The 16,520-nt window shown below is 67.4% G+C and carries 15 protein-coding genes; 9 read left to right on the forward strand and 6 right to left on the reverse strand.

Features of this window, described 5'->3' with window-relative positions:
• Positions 1 to 12: 12 nt before the first annotated feature.
• Positions 13 to 285, forward strand: a complete 273-nt coding sequence (locus tag J0J10_RS17450) for a hypothetical protein (protein WP_291638277.1) — start codon at positions 13 to 15, stop codon at positions 283 to 285.
• 29 nt (positions 286 to 314) lie between these two features.
• Here the strand turns inward: J0J10_RS17450 and J0J10_RS17455 are convergent, their stop codons facing one another.
• From J0J10_RS17455 to J0J10_RS17470, 4 genes are all read right to left on the reverse strand, one after another.
• A complete protein-coding gene (locus J0J10_RS17455; protein ID WP_291647782.1) occupies positions 315 to 2,270 on the reverse strand; it encodes a bifunctional 2',3'-cyclic-nucleotide 2'-phosphodiesterase/3'-nucleotidase in 1,956 nt (651 codons plus the stop codon).
• Between the two features lie 274 nt (positions 2,271 to 2,544).
• Positions 2,545 to 3,390: an HTD2 family dehydratase gene (locus J0J10_RS17460; protein ID WP_291647784.1), complete on the reverse strand. Its 846-nt coding sequence runs from the start codon at positions 3,388 to 3,390 to the stop codon at positions 2,545 to 2,547.
• Positions 3,391 to 3,590: 200 nt separating this feature from the next.
• Complete coding sequence (locus tag J0J10_RS17465; RefSeq protein ID WP_291647785.1) at positions 3,591 to 4,745, reverse strand: acyl-CoA dehydrogenase family protein; 1,155 nt, start codon at positions 4,743 to 4,745, stop codon at positions 3,591 to 3,593.
• Between the two features lie 9 nt (positions 4,746 to 4,754).
• Positions 4,755 to 5,897: a CaiB/BaiF CoA transferase family protein gene (locus J0J10_RS17470; protein WP_291647786.1), complete on the reverse strand. Its 1,143-nt coding sequence runs from the start codon at positions 5,895 to 5,897 to the stop codon at positions 4,755 to 4,757.
• A 323-nt stretch (positions 5,898 to 6,220) separates the two neighbouring features.
• Here J0J10_RS17470 and J0J10_RS17475 point away from each other — a divergent pair, with 323 nt between their 5' ends.
• The 7 genes from J0J10_RS17475 (at position 6,221) to J0J10_RS17505 (ending at position 13,445) form a co-directional block, all read left to right on the forward strand.
• On the forward strand, positions 6,221 to 7,528 hold the full coding sequence (locus J0J10_RS17475) for an ABC transporter substrate-binding protein (protein WP_291638282.1): 1,308 nt from the start codon (positions 6,221 to 6,223) through the stop codon (positions 7,526 to 7,528).
• A gap of 180 nt (positions 7,529 to 7,708) precedes the next feature.
• Positions 7,709 to 8,614 (forward strand): branched-chain amino acid ABC transporter permease, encoded by a 906-nt coding sequence (locus tag J0J10_RS17480; protein ID WP_291638283.1) that lies wholly within the window; start codon positions 7,709 to 7,711, stop codon positions 8,612 to 8,614.
• Positions 8,614 to 9,555, forward strand: coding sequence for a branched-chain amino acid ABC transporter permease (locus tag J0J10_RS17485; RefSeq protein WP_291647787.1), 942 nt, complete (start codon positions 8,614 to 8,616; stop codon positions 9,553 to 9,555). Before J0J10_RS17480 ends, J0J10_RS17485 begins: the two co-directional genes overlap by 1 nt.
• On the forward strand, positions 9,552 to 10,298 hold the full coding sequence (locus J0J10_RS17490; RefSeq protein WP_291647788.1) for an ABC transporter ATP-binding protein: 747 nt from the start codon (positions 9,552 to 9,554) through the stop codon (positions 10,296 to 10,298). The genes J0J10_RS17485 and J0J10_RS17490 overlap by 4 nt, the downstream gene beginning before the upstream one ends.
• 2 nt (positions 10,299 to 10,300) lie before the next feature.
• Positions 10,301 to 10,996 (forward strand): ABC transporter ATP-binding protein, encoded by a 696-nt coding sequence (locus tag J0J10_RS17495; RefSeq protein WP_291647789.1) that lies wholly within the window; start codon positions 10,301 to 10,303, stop codon positions 10,994 to 10,996.
• Positions 10,997 to 11,200: 204 nt separating this feature from the next.
• The gene (locus J0J10_RS17500; protein WP_291647790.1) at positions 11,201 to 12,634 is read left to right on the forward strand and encodes an aldehyde dehydrogenase family protein; all 1,434 of its coding nucleotides are present in this window, start codon (positions 11,201 to 11,203) and stop codon (positions 12,632 to 12,634) included.
• Between the two features lie 82 nt (positions 12,635 to 12,716).
• Entirely contained in the window at positions 12,717 to 13,445 is a 729-nt protein-coding gene (locus J0J10_RS17505; RefSeq protein ID WP_291647791.1) for a class I SAM-dependent methyltransferase, read from the forward strand.
• A 9-nt stretch (positions 13,446 to 13,454) separates the two neighbouring features.
• Here J0J10_RS17505 and J0J10_RS17510 read toward each other — a convergent pair whose 3' ends face one another.
• Positions 13,455 to 14,009: an Lrp/AsnC family transcriptional regulator gene (locus J0J10_RS17510; RefSeq protein ID WP_291647793.1), complete on the reverse strand. Its 555-nt coding sequence runs from the start codon at positions 14,007 to 14,009 to the stop codon at positions 13,455 to 13,457.
• Between the two features lie 48 nt (positions 14,010 to 14,057).
• Here J0J10_RS17510 and J0J10_RS17515 point away from each other — a divergent pair, with 48 nt between their 5' ends.
• Positions 14,058 to 15,242: an MFS transporter gene (locus J0J10_RS17515; RefSeq protein ID WP_291647796.1), complete on the forward strand. Its 1,185-nt coding sequence runs from the start codon at positions 14,058 to 14,060 to the stop codon at positions 15,240 to 15,242.
• A 3-nt stretch (positions 15,243 to 15,245) separates the two neighbouring features.
• Here J0J10_RS17515 and J0J10_RS17520 read toward each other — a convergent pair whose 3' ends face one another.
• The gene (locus J0J10_RS17520) at positions 15,246 to 16,370 is read right to left on the reverse strand and encodes a zinc-dependent alcohol dehydrogenase family protein (protein WP_291647798.1); all 1,125 of its coding nucleotides are present in this window, start codon (positions 16,368 to 16,370) and stop codon (positions 15,246 to 15,248) included.
• Positions 16,371 to 16,520 lie beyond the last annotated feature (150 nt).

The following is a 16,520-nucleotide window of genomic DNA, read 5'->3' on the forward strand; positions in this document are numbered from 1 at the left end:
GGAGGGTTGAATATGGCCAGATTGGCGGTCTTTGCCGGCGTGGTCCTCGCGCTCATCCTGGGCGTCGGAGGCCCGGCGCGCGCCCAGGAAGGGTGCAAGCCTGCCACCGGTTCCTGCTCGGCCATGTTCAGAAGCTGCGAGCAGAACTGCAACAAGGTCGGCAACAACCCGTCCGCCTGCGTCGCGCGTGTCTGCACGCCGCCGCTCGCTGGTTGCAAATCGAACGGCGTTTGGCGCAGCGTCCAGAGTGGTTCGGCCTGCTGGGTGACGAAGAACAGGTCGTGAGCTACCGATGATCCCCGCCGCGTGGCCTCTCATCCACCCAGCCGATATTTCACGAAGCCCTCGCCGGCATCGCCCACGGCCTGCGCCTTCAGCCCTTCCGGTTTCTTGCCGGCGGCCGCCGGCGAGGTCGGGAAGGTGACGTTGACGCCGGCCGGCAGTGGTATGAGCGACCAGTTGCCGTCGGCAGTCGGGTCGATCGTCCTCTTTTCGATGATGTGGCGGACGATCACGTCGCGGTTGAGGTCCGGTGCTTCCAGCACGATGGTCGTCCTGGTGCCTGGGAAATTGCCGCCGCCCGAGGCGCGGTAGTTGTTGGTGACGACGAGGAACTGTGCCTTCTCGTCGATCGGCTTCCCCTGGAAGGCGAGGTCGACGATGCGCCTTGCCTCGGGGGCCACCAGCTTGCCGTCGAGGTCGTAGCGCGAGGCTTGGGTCACGTCGATCCGGTAGCTGACACCGTCGATCACGTCGAAATTGAAGGCCGGGAAGCCCGGATTGATCAACGGCTGTTCTTGGGACTTCGCGATGTCGATGCGGTTGAATATGCCGGCCGAGCGCTCCAGCCATTCGCGCAGCTGGGCGCCCGTGACTTTCACGACCTGCACCGTGTTCGGGTAGAGATAGATGTCGGCGATGTTCTTGATCGCCAGCGGCCCGGCCGGGATGTCGGTGAAGAAGCTCGGCCCGCCGCGTCCGCCGGACTTGAAGGGCGCTGCGGCGGAGAGGACCGGCAGATCCTTGTATTGTGTCTGCGCCATCAGCGGCCTGGCATAGGCGATCTGGGCATCGGCGACGATCTGCACGGAAGGATCGTCGGCGACCAAGGCGAAGAAGCTGCTGATCGGCGCCGAGGTCGCGCCCACCGGCTCGCGCATATAGTCCAGCGCTGCCTCATGGTCGGCTTTCACCGCGGCGAGGATGGCGGCTTCGGCCTGCGCCTTCGGCACGATCTTGCGGTCGGGGGTGCGCTCGAAAATCGGCCTGGGATCGACCTTGAACTCGGCGATCTTCCAGCCGCCCTCGCGCTTCTCGAGCTCGAGATCGAGAACGCCGATATGCGAGCCCCAGAAGCCGGGCTGGCAGGCCGGCTTGCCGTGCAGCGAGCCCTTCCTGTTGTCGACGCCGGCAATGCCGTCGAAGGCCTTCGCCCCGGGGAAGACCAGATGCTGGTGCCCGGTCAGGATCACGTCGATGCCGTCGAGCTTCGCAAGGTGCAGCGCCGCGTTCTCCTCGCCGCCCCGGCGCTCGCCGCCGGCGATGCCGGAATGGCAGAGCGCGATGGTCAGGTCCGGATGGGCTTGCGCGATCTCCGGCAGGTATTTCTGCGCGGCCTCGACGATGTCGGTCGCCGTGACCTTGCGTTCGAGATGGGCCTTGTCCCATTGCATGATCTGCGGCGGCACGAAGCCGATCACCGCAATGTTGAGGATATGCCTGGCGCCGGCCTCGTCCTCGAAGCTCTGTTCGAAGATCCGCCAGGGTTCGATCAGCATGCCGCCACCGACGCGCTCGACATTGGCGCAGACGATCGGGAACTCGGCGCGGGCGAGGCCGTGCTCGAGGAAGTCGAGCCCGTAATTGAACTCGTGATTGCCGAGCGTGCCGCATTGATAGGGCAGGGCGTTCATCGCGGCGATCATCGGATGGGTTTCGCCGGCCTTCAGCCCCTTCTTGTAGGCGACATAATCGCCGAGCGAGGAGCCCTGCAGGAAGTCGCCATTGTCGAAGAGCAGGCTGTTCCTGGCTTCCGCCTGCGCCGCCTTGATCAGGTTCGCCGTCTTGGCGAGGCCGACCGTATCGTCCGCCGCGTCGCGGAAATAGTCGTAGGGCACGACATTGACGTGCAGATCGGTGGTTTCGAGCAGTCGGAGCTTCAGGCGCACCGGAGCCTGCGCCGCGAGCGCGGCGGGCAGGGCGGCCGAAGCGGCGATGGCTGCTCCAGCCTTGAGCGTTTCGCGGCGGCTGAAGCGGGGGGCGTGGTCCATCGTCGGCTCCTGAGCAAGGTGCTGCGAGAGACGCTAGCACCATGGCAGGACCGTGACATGGGGGATGATGATTGTGCAGCGAGCCAGTTGACGGAAGAGCGCGGGGAACCCTTCTCCCGTGTGGGAGAAGGGCAGGGATGAGGGCCTGCCCTACCCACAGAAAGCACAAACAGCACCGCCTCGTCCCAATAGTCAGTGGCGGTCCCTCACCCCTACCCCATGCGGGAGAGGGCGCACGCGCGTGGCGGTTCTCTCTCTTATGAAAAGGCTGCGGTTAGCGGCTCACGCCCTCCATCCGCACCCGCCCGTCGACACCTTCCGTCCAGGCTGCGATCGCGCCGTCGGCCAGGCGCTTGGCCTTAACCTGGAAAGGCTCGCCGGCGATCAGCGGGGCGAGCCCGCGATAGTCGAGCCGGATCGGCTCGCCGCCGGAGAGCGTCGCGATGATGTTCATGATCAGCGTCGCCTGGATCGGACCGTGCACCACGAGTCCGGCATAGCCCTCGACCCCGGTGACATAGGGCTCATCGTAATGGATGCGGTGGCCGTTGAAGGTCAGCGCCGAATAGCGGAACAGCAGCACCGGCGAGGCTTCGACCGTCCAGGCGAGATCGGCGACGCGGGGCTCGGTCGGGACGGGCGGCATGCTCGTGGCCGGTCCGGCGCCGGGCTGTGCGGCTTCGCGATAGACGATGTTGTGGCGCTCGCGCAGGGCGAGGCCGCGCGCCGTGACGATCTCATGGTCGACGGCGACGAAGCAGAGCGGTCCGCTGCGGCCCTCCTTGTAGGCGATATCGGCGATGCGCGAGCGGCGGGTGACCATGTCACCAGTCTGCAAGGGAGCGATCGTCTCGATCGTCCCGCCGGCCCACATCCGCCGCGGCAGGGGGATCGGCGGCAGGAAACCGCCCTTGGCCGGGTGGCCGTCCTCCCCGAGCGCGGCCATCGGCGCGATCGGCGGGGCGAGGCACCAGTGCAGGGCGAGGGGCGCCTCGTCTTCCTCGTAGGGTGCCAGATGAAGGGAAAACGTCGCCTCGTAGCTCGTGACGAGCCGCGGCGTGACGAGGTCGGAAGCCTCTTCCGTCCTGCCGATCCAGGATTTCAGATGGTCGATGTCCATGATGTTCCCTGCAAGGAAGGGCGCGGGGAACCCTCTCCTGGAAGGAGAGGGCAGGGTGAGGTGTAGGCCCTGTGACCAGTTCCGCGAGCGCTCACCGCGCCGCTGGGTTCAAGCCAACGTTTCCAGTCCGAACACCTCACCCCTGCCCCTCTCCTTCCAGAAGAGGGGTTCCCCGCGGGCGATGGTCGATGTCGTTGTCTTCAATACGACCGCGGCATGCCGAGCACATGCTCGGCGAGATAGGACAGGATCAGGTTGGTCGAGATCGGCGCGACCTGATAGAGCCGTGTCTCGCGGAATTTGCGCTCGACGTCGTATTCCTCGGCGAAGCCGAAGCCGCCATGGGTCTGGACGCAGGCATTGGCCGCCTCGAAGGAGGCGTCGGCCGCGAGCATCTTGGCCATGTTGGCTTCCGCGCCCGGATTGGCGCCGGCCTCGTAGAGGCGGATCGCCTCGCGCACCATCAGCTCGGCGGCGCGCATATTGGCGTAGGCCTTCGCGATCGGGAACTGGATGCCCTGGTTCTGGCCGATCGGCCGGCCGAAGACCTGCCGCTCCCTGGCGTAGCGCGATGCCTTCTCGATGAACCATTTCGCGTCGCCGACGCATTCGGCGGCGATCAGGATGCGCTCGGCATTCATGCCCGAGAGGATGTAGCGGAAGCCCTTGCCCTCCTCGCCGACGAGGTTCTCCGCCGGCACCTTCACATTGTCGAAGAAGACCTCGGTGGTGGCGTGGTTCATCATCGTCCGGATCGGCCGGATGGTGAGGCCCGCCTTCAGCGCTTCGCGCATGTCGAGGATGAAGACCGAGAGCCCGTCGGTGCGCTTGGCGACCTGCTCGCGCGGCGTGGTGCGGGCGAGCAGCAGCATCAGGTCGGATTGCGCGGCCCGGCTGGTCCAGATCTTCTGGCCGTTGACGAGGTAGTGGTCGCCCTGACGTCGGGCCGTGGTGCGCAGCGCGGTGGTGTCGGTGCCGCTCGTCGGCTCGGTGACGCCGAAGGCCTGGAGGCGCAACTCGCCCGAGGCGATCCTGGGCAGGTATTGCTGCTTCTGCGCATCGGAGCCGTGGCGCAGAAGCGTGCCCATCACATACATCTGGGCATGGCAGGCCGCGCCGTTGCAGCCCTGGCGCTGGATCTCCTCCATGATCACGGCGGCGGCCGAGAGGGTGAGGCCGGCGCCGCCATAGGTCTCGGGGATCAGCGCCGAGAGGAAGCCGCTCTGCGTCAGCGCGGTCACGAACTCGGTGGGATAGGCCATCTCGCGGTCGAGCCTGCGCCAGTACTCGCCCGGAAAATCGGCGCAGAGCCTGGCGACGGCGTCGCGGATTTCGGCGTGCTCGGGCTGCGTCATCGGATCAACTCAGGCCGTGCGCGTCGCCTTGGGCGCGAATTCCTGGCGCAGCGCCGCCTCGTGCTCGCCGAGCGCCGGCACGCGCCGCAGCCGCGTGCGCTCTCCGTCGACGATCGCTGGCGGCGCCAGCACCTCGACCGGGCCGTTCGGCGTCTCGACCGGCAGCGCCGTCGCGGCGGGATGGCTGATCAGGTCGCCGACATGCGAGACCGTGCCATAGGCGATGCGCGCCTTGTCGAGCGCCGCCGTCGTCTCGGAGAAGCCGCGCGGCGCGAGAATGGCCTGGATCGCCGCGTCGAGTACGGTGCGGTTGCGCACGCGCAGCACATTGGTCGCGAAGCCCGGATCGTCGGCGAGCGCGTCGTCGCGCAGCACGTCGCGGGCGAGGATGCGCCATTCCGGCTCGCTCTGCACCGCCAGCAGCACCTCGGCATCGGCCAGGCGGAAGACGCCATAGGGTGCGATCGAGGGATGGGCGAGGCCGAGCTTCGGCGGCTCGATCCCGCCATAGCGCCGGGTGAGATATGGCACGTTCATCAGATCGGCGACGGTGTCGAATAGGGAGAGCTGGATCTGCGAGCCCTGGCCCGTGCGGGCCCGCCGCAGCAGTGCCTCCAGGATCGCGGCATAGGCGGCGTTGCCGGTGGCGATGTCGGCGATCGAGACGCCGATCCGCATCGGCCCCGAGCTCTCGCTGCCGGTGATCGCCGAGAGGCCCGCCTCGGCCTGGATCAGGAGGTCATAGGCCTTGCGGGTGTAGTGCGGCGTGCCCGGCGCATAGCCGGAAATGTCGCAGGTGATCAGCTTCGGGTAGCGTTGGCGCAGCTCGGCCGAGCCGATGCCGAGCCGGCCGGTGGCGCCGGGCGCGAGATTCTGGATGAAGACGTCGGCCTGCGCCAGCATGGCCTCGACCAGAGCGAGGTCGCCCGGATTCTTGAGGTCGACCCGGCAGGATTCCTTGCCGCGATTGATCCAGACGAAATAGGAGGACAGCCCCTCGGCGTAATCGTCATAGCCGCGCGAGAAATCGCCTTCCGCCCGTTCGAGCTTGATGATGCGCGCCCCGGCATCGGCGAGGCGGCAGCTCGCAACCGGCGCCGCGACCGCCTGTTCCAGCGCCACCACCAGGATTCCTTCCAGAGCATCCGTCATCTTGATCTGCTAGTCCGCCTATTGCCGTCACGCGTTCCACCAGCCCTCGATCCTTCGAGACGCAGCCTGACGCATTGCTGCTCAGGATAAGGGCTGAAGATGTCGCGAGAGGCCGTCCTCGCGCTCTCCAAGTCAAATAGTCTTTTGCGATGGGGGGCATAGCGCTGCCGGCTCGCAGGTCGGGCGAGGGACTATAGAAAATCGCTATGGGCTTCATCGCTTTATCCTACTTGTGACCGCGGCCTGCCTATGCGCCCCTTCGCCATGGTTCAGGCGCCGCAAAAGAGCGCCGGCCCCGTTTCGCGGATACCAGGGAGGAAATCATGGTGAGGATGAAACTGGCGGTGGCGGGTGCCGCCTTGGCCGGCGTGCTGGCGTCGCTGCCGGCGCTGGCACAGGACAAGCCGAAGGAGCTCGTGGTCGGCATCGCGACCTTCCTCTCCGGTCCGGCTTCGGTGTTCGGCGTGCCCGGCAAGAACGCGGCCGACCTGCTGATCGAGGAGCTAAACGCCAAGGGCGGCATTCTCGGCGTGCCGGTGAAGCCGGTCTATGTCGACGAGGGCGCCGGCACCAACCAGCTCCTCTCCGAATATCGCCGCGTCGTCCAGGAACAGGGCGCGCAGGTCATGCTGGGGGCGATCTCGTCGGGCTCCTGCAACGCGCTCGCCCCGGTCGCGGAAGACCTCAAGGTCGTCAACGTGATGTGGGATTGCGGCACGCAGACCATTTTCGAGGACGGAAAGTGGAAATACTCCGTCCGCACGCAAGGGCATGCCGGCGCCGAGATGATGGCGACGCTGCTCTACCTGATGAAGACCAAGCCCGACTTCAAGTCGATCGCGGTGGTCAACCAGGACTATGCCTGGGGCCGTGAATCCTGGGCTCTGTTCCAGGCCGGGCTGAAGGCGCTGAAGCCCGATGTGAAGGTCGTGGCCGAGCTCTTCCCGAAATTCGGCGCGCCTGATTTCTCGACCGAGATCACGCGGCTCTCGGCGCTGCGGCCGGATGTCGTGCTCTCGACCTCCTGGGGCGGCGACCTCGACACCTTCGTCCAGCAGGCGGCGGCGCGCGGGCTCCTGAAGCAGTCGACCTTCGTGCTGCCGCTGGCCGAAAGCTCACTGGAGCGGCTCGGTAACGTGCTGCCCGAGGGCGTCATCGTCGGCGCCCGCGGAGACCATTACTGGCTGCATCCGAAGACCAAGAACACGCCGGAGATGCAGGCCTTCGTCAAGAAGTACAAGGACAAGACCGGCGTCTATCCGATCTACCCGACCTTCCACATGCAGCAGGCCCTGACCGGCCTTGCCAAGGCCTATGAGAAGGCCGGGGCGTCAGCCGGCGGCAAATGGCCGAGCAAGGAACAGGTCATCGCCGCCTTCGAGGGACTGGAGTTCAAGTCGCTGACCGGCACGATCACCATCCGCGGGGACCATCAGGGGCTGGAGGACCAGATGCTCGGCACGACCAAGCGCGTGCCCGAATATCCCTTCGCGGTCTACGACAAGATGGCGCTCTATCCCGGCAAGCTGGTGACGACGCCGGTCGGCGAGAAGTCGCTCGACTGGTTCGCCAAGGCGACCCAGGCCCTGGTCAACGACAAGTCGATCGAGACCTTCGACTACGCGAAGTGAACGCCGGCGCCGCGCCCGTCATTCCGGACAAGCGGCTCTAGCCGCGCAGCCCCGGAAACCATCGTAGAGCGCAGTTCCCTGCGATGGCTTCCGGCGTTCAGCTTCACTGCGGCCGGAATGACGGGGCCTGGTTGAATCAGGCTCTCAAGTACTTGAATCAGTTTCTGAAGAACGGTCTGCATGCCTCCTGAAATGCTTCTCCTCGCCGCGCTGGACGGCCTGGCCTATGGCTCGCTGATCTTTCTGGTCGCGGTGGGCTTGTCGCTGATCTTCGGCGTGCTCGGCATCATCAACGTCGCCCATGGCTCGTTCTACGCGATCGGCGCCTATGTCGCGGCGGCCGGCGTCCTCGCCATCGGCGCGATGGGCCTGCCCGCCTGGCTCGCTTTTCCCTTCCTGCTCGTCGCCGCCGCGCTGGTCGGCACCGTGGTCGGCGGTCTCGTCGAGATCGTGCTGTTGCGGCGGGTCTACGGCAAGGAGGAGGTGCTGCAGCTGATCGTCACCTTCGCGGTCTTCATGATCCTGGAGGACGCGCAGAAGGTGGTGTTCGGGGTGCAGCCCTATTTCGCCAATGCGCCGATGAACTGGCTCGGCACGGTCGAGGTCTTCGGCATCTTCTACACCAAATACCAGCTCATCCTGATGCCGCTGGTGGCGCTCGCCGTGCTCGTCGGCCTGCGCTTCTTCCTGCGCCGGACCCGTTTCGGCCGGGCCATCGTCGCGGTGACGCAGGACCGCGAGGCTGCGACGGCGATGGGCATCGACGCGGCTCGCGTCTACCTGATCACCTTCATCATCGGCGCCTCTCTGGCGGCGCTTGGCGGCGCGCTCGCCTCGGCCACGACCTCGCTGACGCCGGGCATCGGGGCGGGCACGCTGGTGCTCTCCTTCGCGGTCGCCGCCACCGCCGGGCTCGGACGCATCGAGGGCGCGGCGGTCGCGGCCCTGCTGATAGGCCTCGGGCGCTCCGCCGCGGTCTATTTCGCGCCAGAGTTCGACGTGCTGATCCCCTATCTCATCATGATGGTCGTGCTGCTGGTCCGTCCCCAGGGCCTGTTCTCGACCGTGCAGACGAGGAAGGTGTGATGGTGCGCCAGCTCGTCCTCGGCGCCGCGCTGCTCGTCGCGCTCGCGCTCTTCCCGCTGTTCTCGCCCTGGTCGACGGTGATCCTGACCGTCGCGCTCTGCGAGGGGCTGGCGGCGCTCGGCATCATGGTGCTGCTGCGCGCCGGCCAGGTCTCCTTCGGTCATGGCCTGTTCTTCTCGTTCAGCGCCTATGCCGTCGCCTTCATGGCGGCCGCGAAGCTCGGCCATGAGGCGCTGATCCTGATCCCGGTCGCCACCGCGGCGTCGGGCCTGCTCGCCGCCATCGTCGGCCTGTTCATCGTGCGTTACCGGGCGATCTTCTTCGGCATGCTCAACCTCGCCATCTCCATGGTGTTCTTTTCGCTGCTGGAGAAGCTCTTCTCGATCACCGGCGGTGCCGACGGCAAACGCGTGCCGCGCCCGACGCTCGCCGGCATGGAATTCGGCCGCGAGCAGTTCGAGCTCTGGATTTTCTACATCACGCTCGGCCTCTGCCTCGTCGCCGCGCTCTTCGTCGCCCGCTATCTCGCCTCGCCGGGCGGCAAGGCGCTGGAGGCGATCAAGTCGAACGAGACGCGGCTGGAATATCTCGGCGTCTCCCCGCGCAAGGTGCTGTTCGGAGCCTATCTGCTCTCGGGCCTGCTGGCGGGTCTGGGAGGAGCGGTCATCGCGCTCGTCTCCGGCCATGTCACGCCGGAGCTGGCCTATTGGGTGCGCTCCGGCGAGTTCGTCTTCATCGCCATTCTCGGCGGGATCGGCGGCGTTGCCGGGCCATTCCTCGGGGCGCTGATGTTCCAGATCATCCGCGGCTATGCGGCAGTCTACGCGCCCGAGACCTGGCATGCCGTGCTTGGCGTCATGCTGCTCGCCATCATCTTCTTCGCGCCGGCCGGGCTCTACGGCATCGCCACCGGCTCGCGCCGCAAGGAGGGCGGGCGATGAGCGTCATCCTCGAGGCCAGCGACCTCAATCTGCGCTTCGGCGGCGTGCAGGCGGCGAACGGTGCCTCGCTCAAGGTCTCGGCCAATGAGCGGATCGCGATCATCGGTCCGAACGGCGCCGGCAAGACCACCTTCATCAATCTCTGCACCGGCTATCTCAAGCCGCAATCCGGCCGCGTCATCTTCGCGGGGCAGGACATCACCGCGCTCTCGCCGCGTGCCATCACCCGCCTCGGCATCGGCCGCTCCTTCCAGATCCCGCAGCTCTTCCTCGACAATACGGTGATCGACAACCTGCTGCTGGCGCTCTCCGCCCGCGAAGGCTCCTGGTCGCCTTTCCTGGTCATGGAGCGCCATCCGAAGGCGGATGAGATGTGGGCGCTGCTCGACATGGTCGGGCTGAAGGCGATCGGCGACCGCATCGTGCGCGAACTCCCGGAAGGCATGCGCAAGCTCGTCGATATCGCGGTGGCGCTCGCGCTCGAACCGAAGCTGATCTTCATGGACGAGCCGACCAGCGGCGTCTCCTCGACCGAGAAATTCGAGGTCATGGACACGCTGACGCGCGCGCTCGACGCTCGCGCCACCACAGCGATCTTCGTCGAGCACGATATGGACGTGGTCGCCCGCTACGCCAGCCGCGTCGCCGTCTGGTCCGGCGGCAGGATTGCGCTCGAAGGCTCGCCCGAGGAGATCCTGAACCATCCTGAGGTGCGCGAGACCGTGATCGGAGTGGGAGTCTGATCATGCTGGAGATCAAGGGACTTTCAGCCGAGATCGAGGGTGTGCAAGTGCTGCGCCGGGCGAATCTCTCGCTGGCCGAGGGCGCGACCGTGGCGCTGATCGGCCGCAACGGTGCCGGCAAGACCAGCCTGCTGCGCGCCATCATGGGCTTCATGAAGGTGACCGAGGGCGAGATCAGCTTCGATGGGCGCCCGCTCGACGCCGTCAAGGCGCATCTGCGCCCGCGCCTCGGCATCGGCTACGCGCCGGAGGACCGGCGGCTTTTCCCCGCCTTTACCATCGAGGAGAACATCCGCCTGCCGGCCGAGGTGATGAAGCTGCCGGCGGCCGAGATCGCGCGCCGGCTGGACGGGATCTACGACGTGCTGCCCGAGCTCGCCGAACTGCGCCACCGGCCGGCGGCGGGTCTCTCCGGCGGCCAGGGCAAGATGGCGGCGCTGGCGCGGGCCCTGATGGTCGGCAGCCGGGTGATCCTGCTCGACGAGCCCTTCCAGGGCCTCGCCCCGGTGCTGGCGAACCGCTATGCGGCGGCGCTGCGGACCTTGCGCGACAGCCACCCCGACATCGCCCTGCTGATCACCGAATCCAATCCGAGCCTGCTGCGCAATTTCGCCGAGAAGGCCTATGCCATCGAGCGCGGCGAAGTCAGCGAGGCTGCGCTGGCGGCAAGCTCGCTCGCCGCGGCCGGGCTGCATTGAGACCCATGCGCATCTCGGTGCCGTGTGGAAGAGAGCGGGCGAGGGGATGGCTGCGTGCCGCCCGCTGCGATTCGTCGTGCGGCCAGTGCAGGGCATCTGATCGCACGGCCGACTATCGCCAGCCCTGACGATCCCTCACAAGGGGCGCCACAGGTCGAGGCTCGCCTCACAAGACTCGCCTCGCAGGACTTGGAAGGATTTTACATGACCCAGCATTTCATCAACGGCCGTTATGTGGCCGGCCGCACCGGCGAGACCATGGCCGTGCTCGCTCCGGCGACCGGCGAGGAATTCACCCGCATCGCCTGCGGCAACGCGCAGGACATCGACGATGCCGTGAAGGCGGCGCAGGCCGCCTATGAAGGCGCCTGGGGCAAGCTCACCGCCGCCGAGCGCGGCCGGCTGATCTCCAAGCTCGCCCTCAAGGTCCAGGACCATTTCGAGGAACTGGCCAAGATCGAGGCGCAGGACACCGGCAAGCCGATGGCGCAGGCGCGGGCCGATATCGAGGCGACCGCCCGCTATTTCGAGTTCTATGGCGGCGCCGCCGACAAGGTGCACGGCCACATCATCCCGTTCCTCAACGGCTACAGCGTCAACGTCGTCCATGAGCCCTATGGCGTCACCGGCCATATCCTGCCGTGGAACTATCCGGCGCAGATGATTGGCCGCTCGCTGACCGCTTCGCTCGCCATGGGCAATGCGGTCGTGCTGAAGCCGGCCGAGGATGCCTGCCAGAGCGCGCTGCGGCTGGCCGAACTCGCCTCGGAGGTCGGCTTCCCCGATGGCGCGATCAACATCGTCACCGGCCGCGGCCATGAGGCCGGCGAGGCGCTCTGCCGCAATCCCGGCGTCGGCTTCATCTCCTTCACCGGTTCGCCGCAGGTCGGCCAGATCATCCAGAAGGCCTGCGCCGATAATTTCATCACCTGCACGCTCGAGCTCGGCGGCAAGTCTCCGCAGATCATCTTCGACGACGCCGATTTCGACGCCGCGATCCCGACCGTCTGCAAGGCGATCGTCCAGAACACCGGGCAGACCTGCTCGGCCGGCAGCCGCGTGCTCGTCCAGAAGAACGTCTATGATGACTTCATCGGCGCCGTCGCCAAGGAGTTCACCAAGCTGCGCGCCGGCACGCCGGAGATGGACCTCGATTGCGGCCCGGTGATCAACGCCAAGCAGCGCGCCCGGGTGCAGAGCTTCATCGACCAGGCCCGCGAGCAGGGCATCCCGGTCCTCGCCGAGGGCGCGATCGCCCAGGGCGTGCCGAATGGCGGCTTCTATGTGACGCCGACGCTGTTCGGCCAGGTGCCGCGCGGCAACCGGCTGGAGCAGGAAGAGGTGTTCGGGCCGGTGCTCGCCGCCTTCTCCTTCGAGGATGAGGAGGATGCGGTCCGGCTCGCAAACTCCACGGACTATGGCCTCGTCGCCGGTGTCTGGACCGGCAATGGCGGGCGCCAGCAGCGCGTCGCCAAGCGCGTCCGCGCCGGCCAGGTCTTCATCAACGGCTATGGTGCCGGCGGCGGCATCGAACTGCCCTTCGGTGGCACCGGCAAGAGCGGTCATGGCCGCGAGAAGGGCTTCATGGCCCTGGAGGAGTTCGCGGTCACCAAGACCATCGTGCACAAGCACGGCTGAGCCCAGCTCTAAAACGCCCGGCGCAGGATCCCCCGAAATCGGGTCTTGCGCCGGTTCGCCGGCCGCGTATGCAATGATCGTCATGGGCACCCGGCCGGCAGGCGACACCGTCGATATTCTCGAATCGCTGCTGGCGCCCCTGCAGGACCGGCGCATACTCGATATCGGCTGCGGCCGGGGATATCTCTTGCGCGCGCTCGCCGAACGTGGCGCCCGCATGGCTGGCGTCGATCCGGACGAGGCGGCGTTGGAGGCGGCGCGCAGGCTCGTCCCGAAGGCCCAGCTTCACAAGGCAGGCGCGCGGCATCTGCCCTGGGGCGATGCCTCCATGCATGCGGCGATCTTTCTCAATAGCCTGCATCACGTGCCGGTCCCCGAGATGCTGCCGGCGCTCGAGGAGGCCGCCCGCGTCGTCGGCAAGGGCGGCACGCTTATCGTCGTCGAGCCGCTCTCGGAGGGGACCTTCTTCGATGCGCTGCGCCTGATCGAGGACGAGACCGAGGTCCGCCAGGCGGCCCAGGAGGCGATCGTCAGGGCGTTGCGTCGCGGCGTCGTCAGCGAGATCAGCCGGATCGAATTCGATCGGATCGAGGCTTTTCCGGATCTCGCCGCCTTCATCGCGCGCGCGATCGCGGCTGACCCGGCGCGCGAGGCGCAGGCGCTGGCGGCGCGCGACAAGCTGCAGGCCCGCTTCGAGACGCTGTCGGAGCGCGACGAGCGCGGCTATCTCCTGCACCAGCCGATCCGGCTGCACCATCTCAAGGTGCCGGTCGGGCCGCGCCCGGTGGTCAATCCGGCCCTGTTCGGCTGAGGTTCCGGCTCAGCCGCTCGCTGTGCCGCCCGGCGCGCGCGGTTCCTTCACCCGTCCGGGCCATTCCGCGGTAAGCCCCGGCTGGACCGGCCGCTCCAGATAGGTCGAGAGCACGACATAGCTGCGCGTCGCGGTAACGCCGGGCACGTCGTAGATCTTCGCCAGCAGGCCTTCGAGCGCATGCGTGCTCTCGGTGCGGACCTTCAGCAGCATGCAGGTGTCGCCGGCGACGGAATGGATCTCCTCCACCTCGGGATGCGCCTCGATCGCCAGCAGCGTCGTCGTCTTGCCCCAGCCGGTGGTGTCGACATGGATGAAGGCGAGCAGCGTCTTGCCGGTCGATTCCGGCTCGATCAGCGCCGCGACCCGCCTGATCGCCCCCGACCGGCGCAGCCGCTTCACCCGCTCATGCGCCGCCGGCGGCGACAGGCCGACGCGCTCGCCGAGTTCGGCATAGCTCGTGGTCGCATCTTCAACGAGGACGCCTAACAGCTTTCGGTCCATCGCATCGAGTTCGCGCTCGGAAGCACGGCCGCGCCGAACCCCATCTGTTTTTTCAAGCATTCGATATTCTCCGATTGAACCGGAATGCAGTTCGATCAATTTGCCGAAATGACGAATGCAGATCAAATCACCTCTCGGGCTCCGGCGGCCGCCTATGCGCTCTGCCTGTGCATCGGGCTGATCGGCGCGAATTCGCTGGCGCTCGGACCGATCGCGCCGCGCGTCGCCGAGAGCTTCGCGACTGGCGTGCCGGCGGTGATGACGGCCTCGGCCGCCTTCGGCATCGGCACGGCGGCGAGCGCCCTGCTGCTCGCCGGACTGATCGACCGCTTCGGGCCGGGGCGGATGCTGCGCCATGCGCTGCTCGCCTTTCTCGCAGCGCTCGCGGCGAGTGCGGCCGCGCCGGTCCTGCCGGCTTTCATTGGCGCGCAATTGCTGGCCGGGCTCGCCGCGGGCGTCGCGCTTCCCGCGATCTACACGCTCGCCGCGTTGGCGTCGCCGCCCGGCCGCGAAAGCGACACGCTCGGTGTCGTTCTGTTCGGCTGGACGTTGAGCATGGTCGCGGGCGTCTCGCTTTCGGCGGTGATCGCCGATCTCTTCGGCTGGCGCATGGTCTACGGCATCGTCGTCATCGCCGGCTTCGCGGCCGTCGCCGGAACCACGAAGCTCACCGCCGGTGGAAGCCCGACTGGCCGCGCCGCGCCGTCACCGCTCTCGGCCCTGCGCGTTCCCGGCATCGCACCGCTGCTTCTCGCCTGCGCCGCCTTTATGGCTTCGTTCTACGGCGTCTACGCCTATGTCGGCGACCATCTGCACCGGACGCTGGGTCTGCCCGTCAGCGCCGCCGGCCTGCTCGCCCTCTGCTACGGCCTCGGCTTCGGCGCCACCGCCTTTCTCGATCGCTGGATCGATCGCCTCGGCCCGGCCCGGCTGCTGCCGCTGTTCTTCGCGGTGGTCGGCTGCGTCTATCTGCTGATGAGCCTGGTCGCCGGCTCCTATCCCGCACTGCTTGCCGTGATGTTCGGCTGGGGTATGGCCAATCACGCCGCGCTGAACGTGCTGATCCTCAGGTTGGCCGCGCTCGATCCGGCCCGCCGCGGCGCGATCATGGGCCTCAACAGCGGCGTGACCTATCTCGCGCTCTTCGTCGGCACGAGCGGATTCGGGCCGCGCTATGCCCGCGCCGGCTTCGCGGCTCTCCCGGCGCTGGCGGTGGTTCTGATGCTGACGGCGGCGCTCACGACCGCGCTCGCCCCTCGCACAGCGACGGCCGGCGGTCAGCCAGCCGAGTGAGCCTCACATCTGAATGATGTGCCGGATCGTGCGGCCTTCATGGAGCGCGTCGAAGCCTTCATTGATGCCGTCGAGCGGGCTCGAACTGGTCCAGAGCTTGTCGACCGGCAGGCGGCCGCGCTGATAGAGGTCGATGAAGCGGGGAATGTCGCGCACCGGGATGCAGGAGCCGACATAGGAGCCCTTCAGCGTGCGCTCCTCGCCGACGAGGCGCACGGGCGCCAGCGACATGGTGTGGGCGGGGTTGGCGAGGCCGGCGGTGGTGGTCGTGCCGCCGCGCCTGGTGATCTGGTAGGCGAGTTCCAGCGCCTTGACCGAACCGGCCATTTCGAGGCCGTGGTCGACACCGCCCTTCGTGGCGGCGCGGATCGCCTCGACGACATCCGGTGCGCCGGCGTTGAAGGTGTCGGTGGCGCCGAGTTCGCGGGCGATTTTCAGCTTCTCGTCGGAGAGGTCGACGGCGATGACGCGCGAGGCGCCGCAGGCGACGGTGCCGAGCAAAGCGGACAGGCCGACGCCGCCGAGGCCGACCACCGCAGCCGTCTCGCCGGCGCGGACCTTGGCGGTGTTCACGGCGGCGCCGACGCCGGTCAGCACGGCGCAGCCGAACAGGGCCGCGATCTCGTGCGGGATGTCGGCCTCGATCTTGACCAGCGAGTGCCGCGACATTACCGCATGCTCGGCGAAGGCGGAGACGCCGACATGATGGTTGACCGGCTTGCCGTTCTGCGAGAGCCGTCGCCCGCCGGCCATCAGTTCGCCGACGCCATTGGCGGCATTGCCGGGTTCGCACAGGGCAGGGCGCCCCTCGCTGCACGGCGCGCAATGCCCGCAGGACGGGACGAAGACCATGATAACACGGTCGCCCTTCCTGAGGTCGGTGACGCCGGGGCCGACCTCTTCGACCTCGCCGGCCGCCTCATGGCCGAGCACCATCGGCACCGGGCGCGGCCGGTTGCCGTCGATCACCGAGAGATCGGAATGGCACAGGCCCGCGGCCCGGACCTTGACCAGCACTTCACCCATGCCGGGCGGGGCGAGCTCGACCTCCTCGATCCGGAGCGGCTTCGACTGCGCATAGGGCGCGGCGACGGGGCTGGCATGAAGGACGGCGGCACGGGTCTTCAAGGCGTATCCTCTTCGGCTCGTTGGTGCTTGGCTTTGCCGTCATTGCGAGGAGCGTCGCGACGAAGCAATCCAGGGGGCTTAGAGTCCTGCCGTCTCGGGATTGCTTCGCTACGCTCGCAAGGACGGCGAGGCATTTTGCCGACCTTCGAA

It is taken from the genome of Allobosea sp. (genome assembly GCF_017308075.1).
Taxonomy (GTDB): Bacteria; Pseudomonadota; Alphaproteobacteria; order Rhizobiales; family Beijerinckiaceae; genus Allobosea.

Bases quoted from the DNA above. Each gene is read 5' to 3' on its own strand.
- J0J10_RS17505 (WP_291647791.1), top strand. From the start codon at position 12,717: ATGGGCACCCGGCCGGCAGGCGACACCGTCGATATTCTCGAATCGCTG.
- J0J10_RS17510 (WP_291647793.1), bottom strand. From the start codon at position 14,009: ATGCTTGAAAAAACAGATGGGGTTCGGCGCGGCCGTGCTTCCGAGCGC.
- J0J10_RS17450 (WP_291638277.1), top strand. From the start codon at position 13: ATGGCCAGATTGGCGGTCTTTGCCGGCGTGGTCCTCGCGCTCATCCTG.
- J0J10_RS17460 (WP_291647784.1), bottom strand. From the start codon at position 3,390: ATGGACATCGACCATCTGAAATCCTGGATCGGCAGGACGGAAGAGGCT.
- J0J10_RS17495 (WP_291647789.1), top strand. From the start codon at position 10,301: ATGCTGGAGATCAAGGGACTTTCAGCCGAGATCGAGGGTGTGCAAGTG.
- J0J10_RS17490 (WP_291647788.1), top strand. From the start codon at position 9,552: ATGAGCGTCATCCTCGAGGCCAGCGACCTCAATCTGCGCTTCGGCGGC.
- J0J10_RS17470 (WP_291647786.1), bottom strand. From the start codon at position 5,897: ATGACGGATGCTCTGGAAGGAATCCTGGTGGTGGCGCTGGAACAGGCG.
- J0J10_RS17485 (WP_291647787.1), top strand. From the start codon at position 8,614: ATGGTGCGCCAGCTCGTCCTCGGCGCCGCGCTGCTCGTCGCGCTCGCG.
- J0J10_RS17480 (WP_291638283.1), top strand. From the start codon at position 7,709: ATGCCTCCTGAAATGCTTCTCCTCGCCGCGCTGGACGGCCTGGCCTAT.
- J0J10_RS17515 (WP_291647796.1), top strand. From the start codon at position 14,058: ATGACGAATGCAGATCAAATCACCTCTCGGGCTCCGGCGGCCGCCTAT.
- J0J10_RS17500 (WP_291647790.1), top strand. From the start codon at position 11,201: ATGACCCAGCATTTCATCAACGGCCGTTATGTGGCCGGCCGCACCGGC.
- J0J10_RS17465 (WP_291647785.1), bottom strand. From the start codon at position 4,745: ATGACGCAGCCCGAGCACGCCGAAATCCGCGACGCCGTCGCCAGGCTC.
- J0J10_RS17455 (WP_291647782.1), bottom strand. From the start codon at position 2,270: ATGGACCACGCCCCCCGCTTCAGCCGCCGCGAAACGCTCAAGGCTGGA.
- J0J10_RS17475 (WP_291638282.1), top strand. From the start codon at position 6,221: ATGGTGAGGATGAAACTGGCGGTGGCGGGTGCCGCCTTGGCCGGCGTG.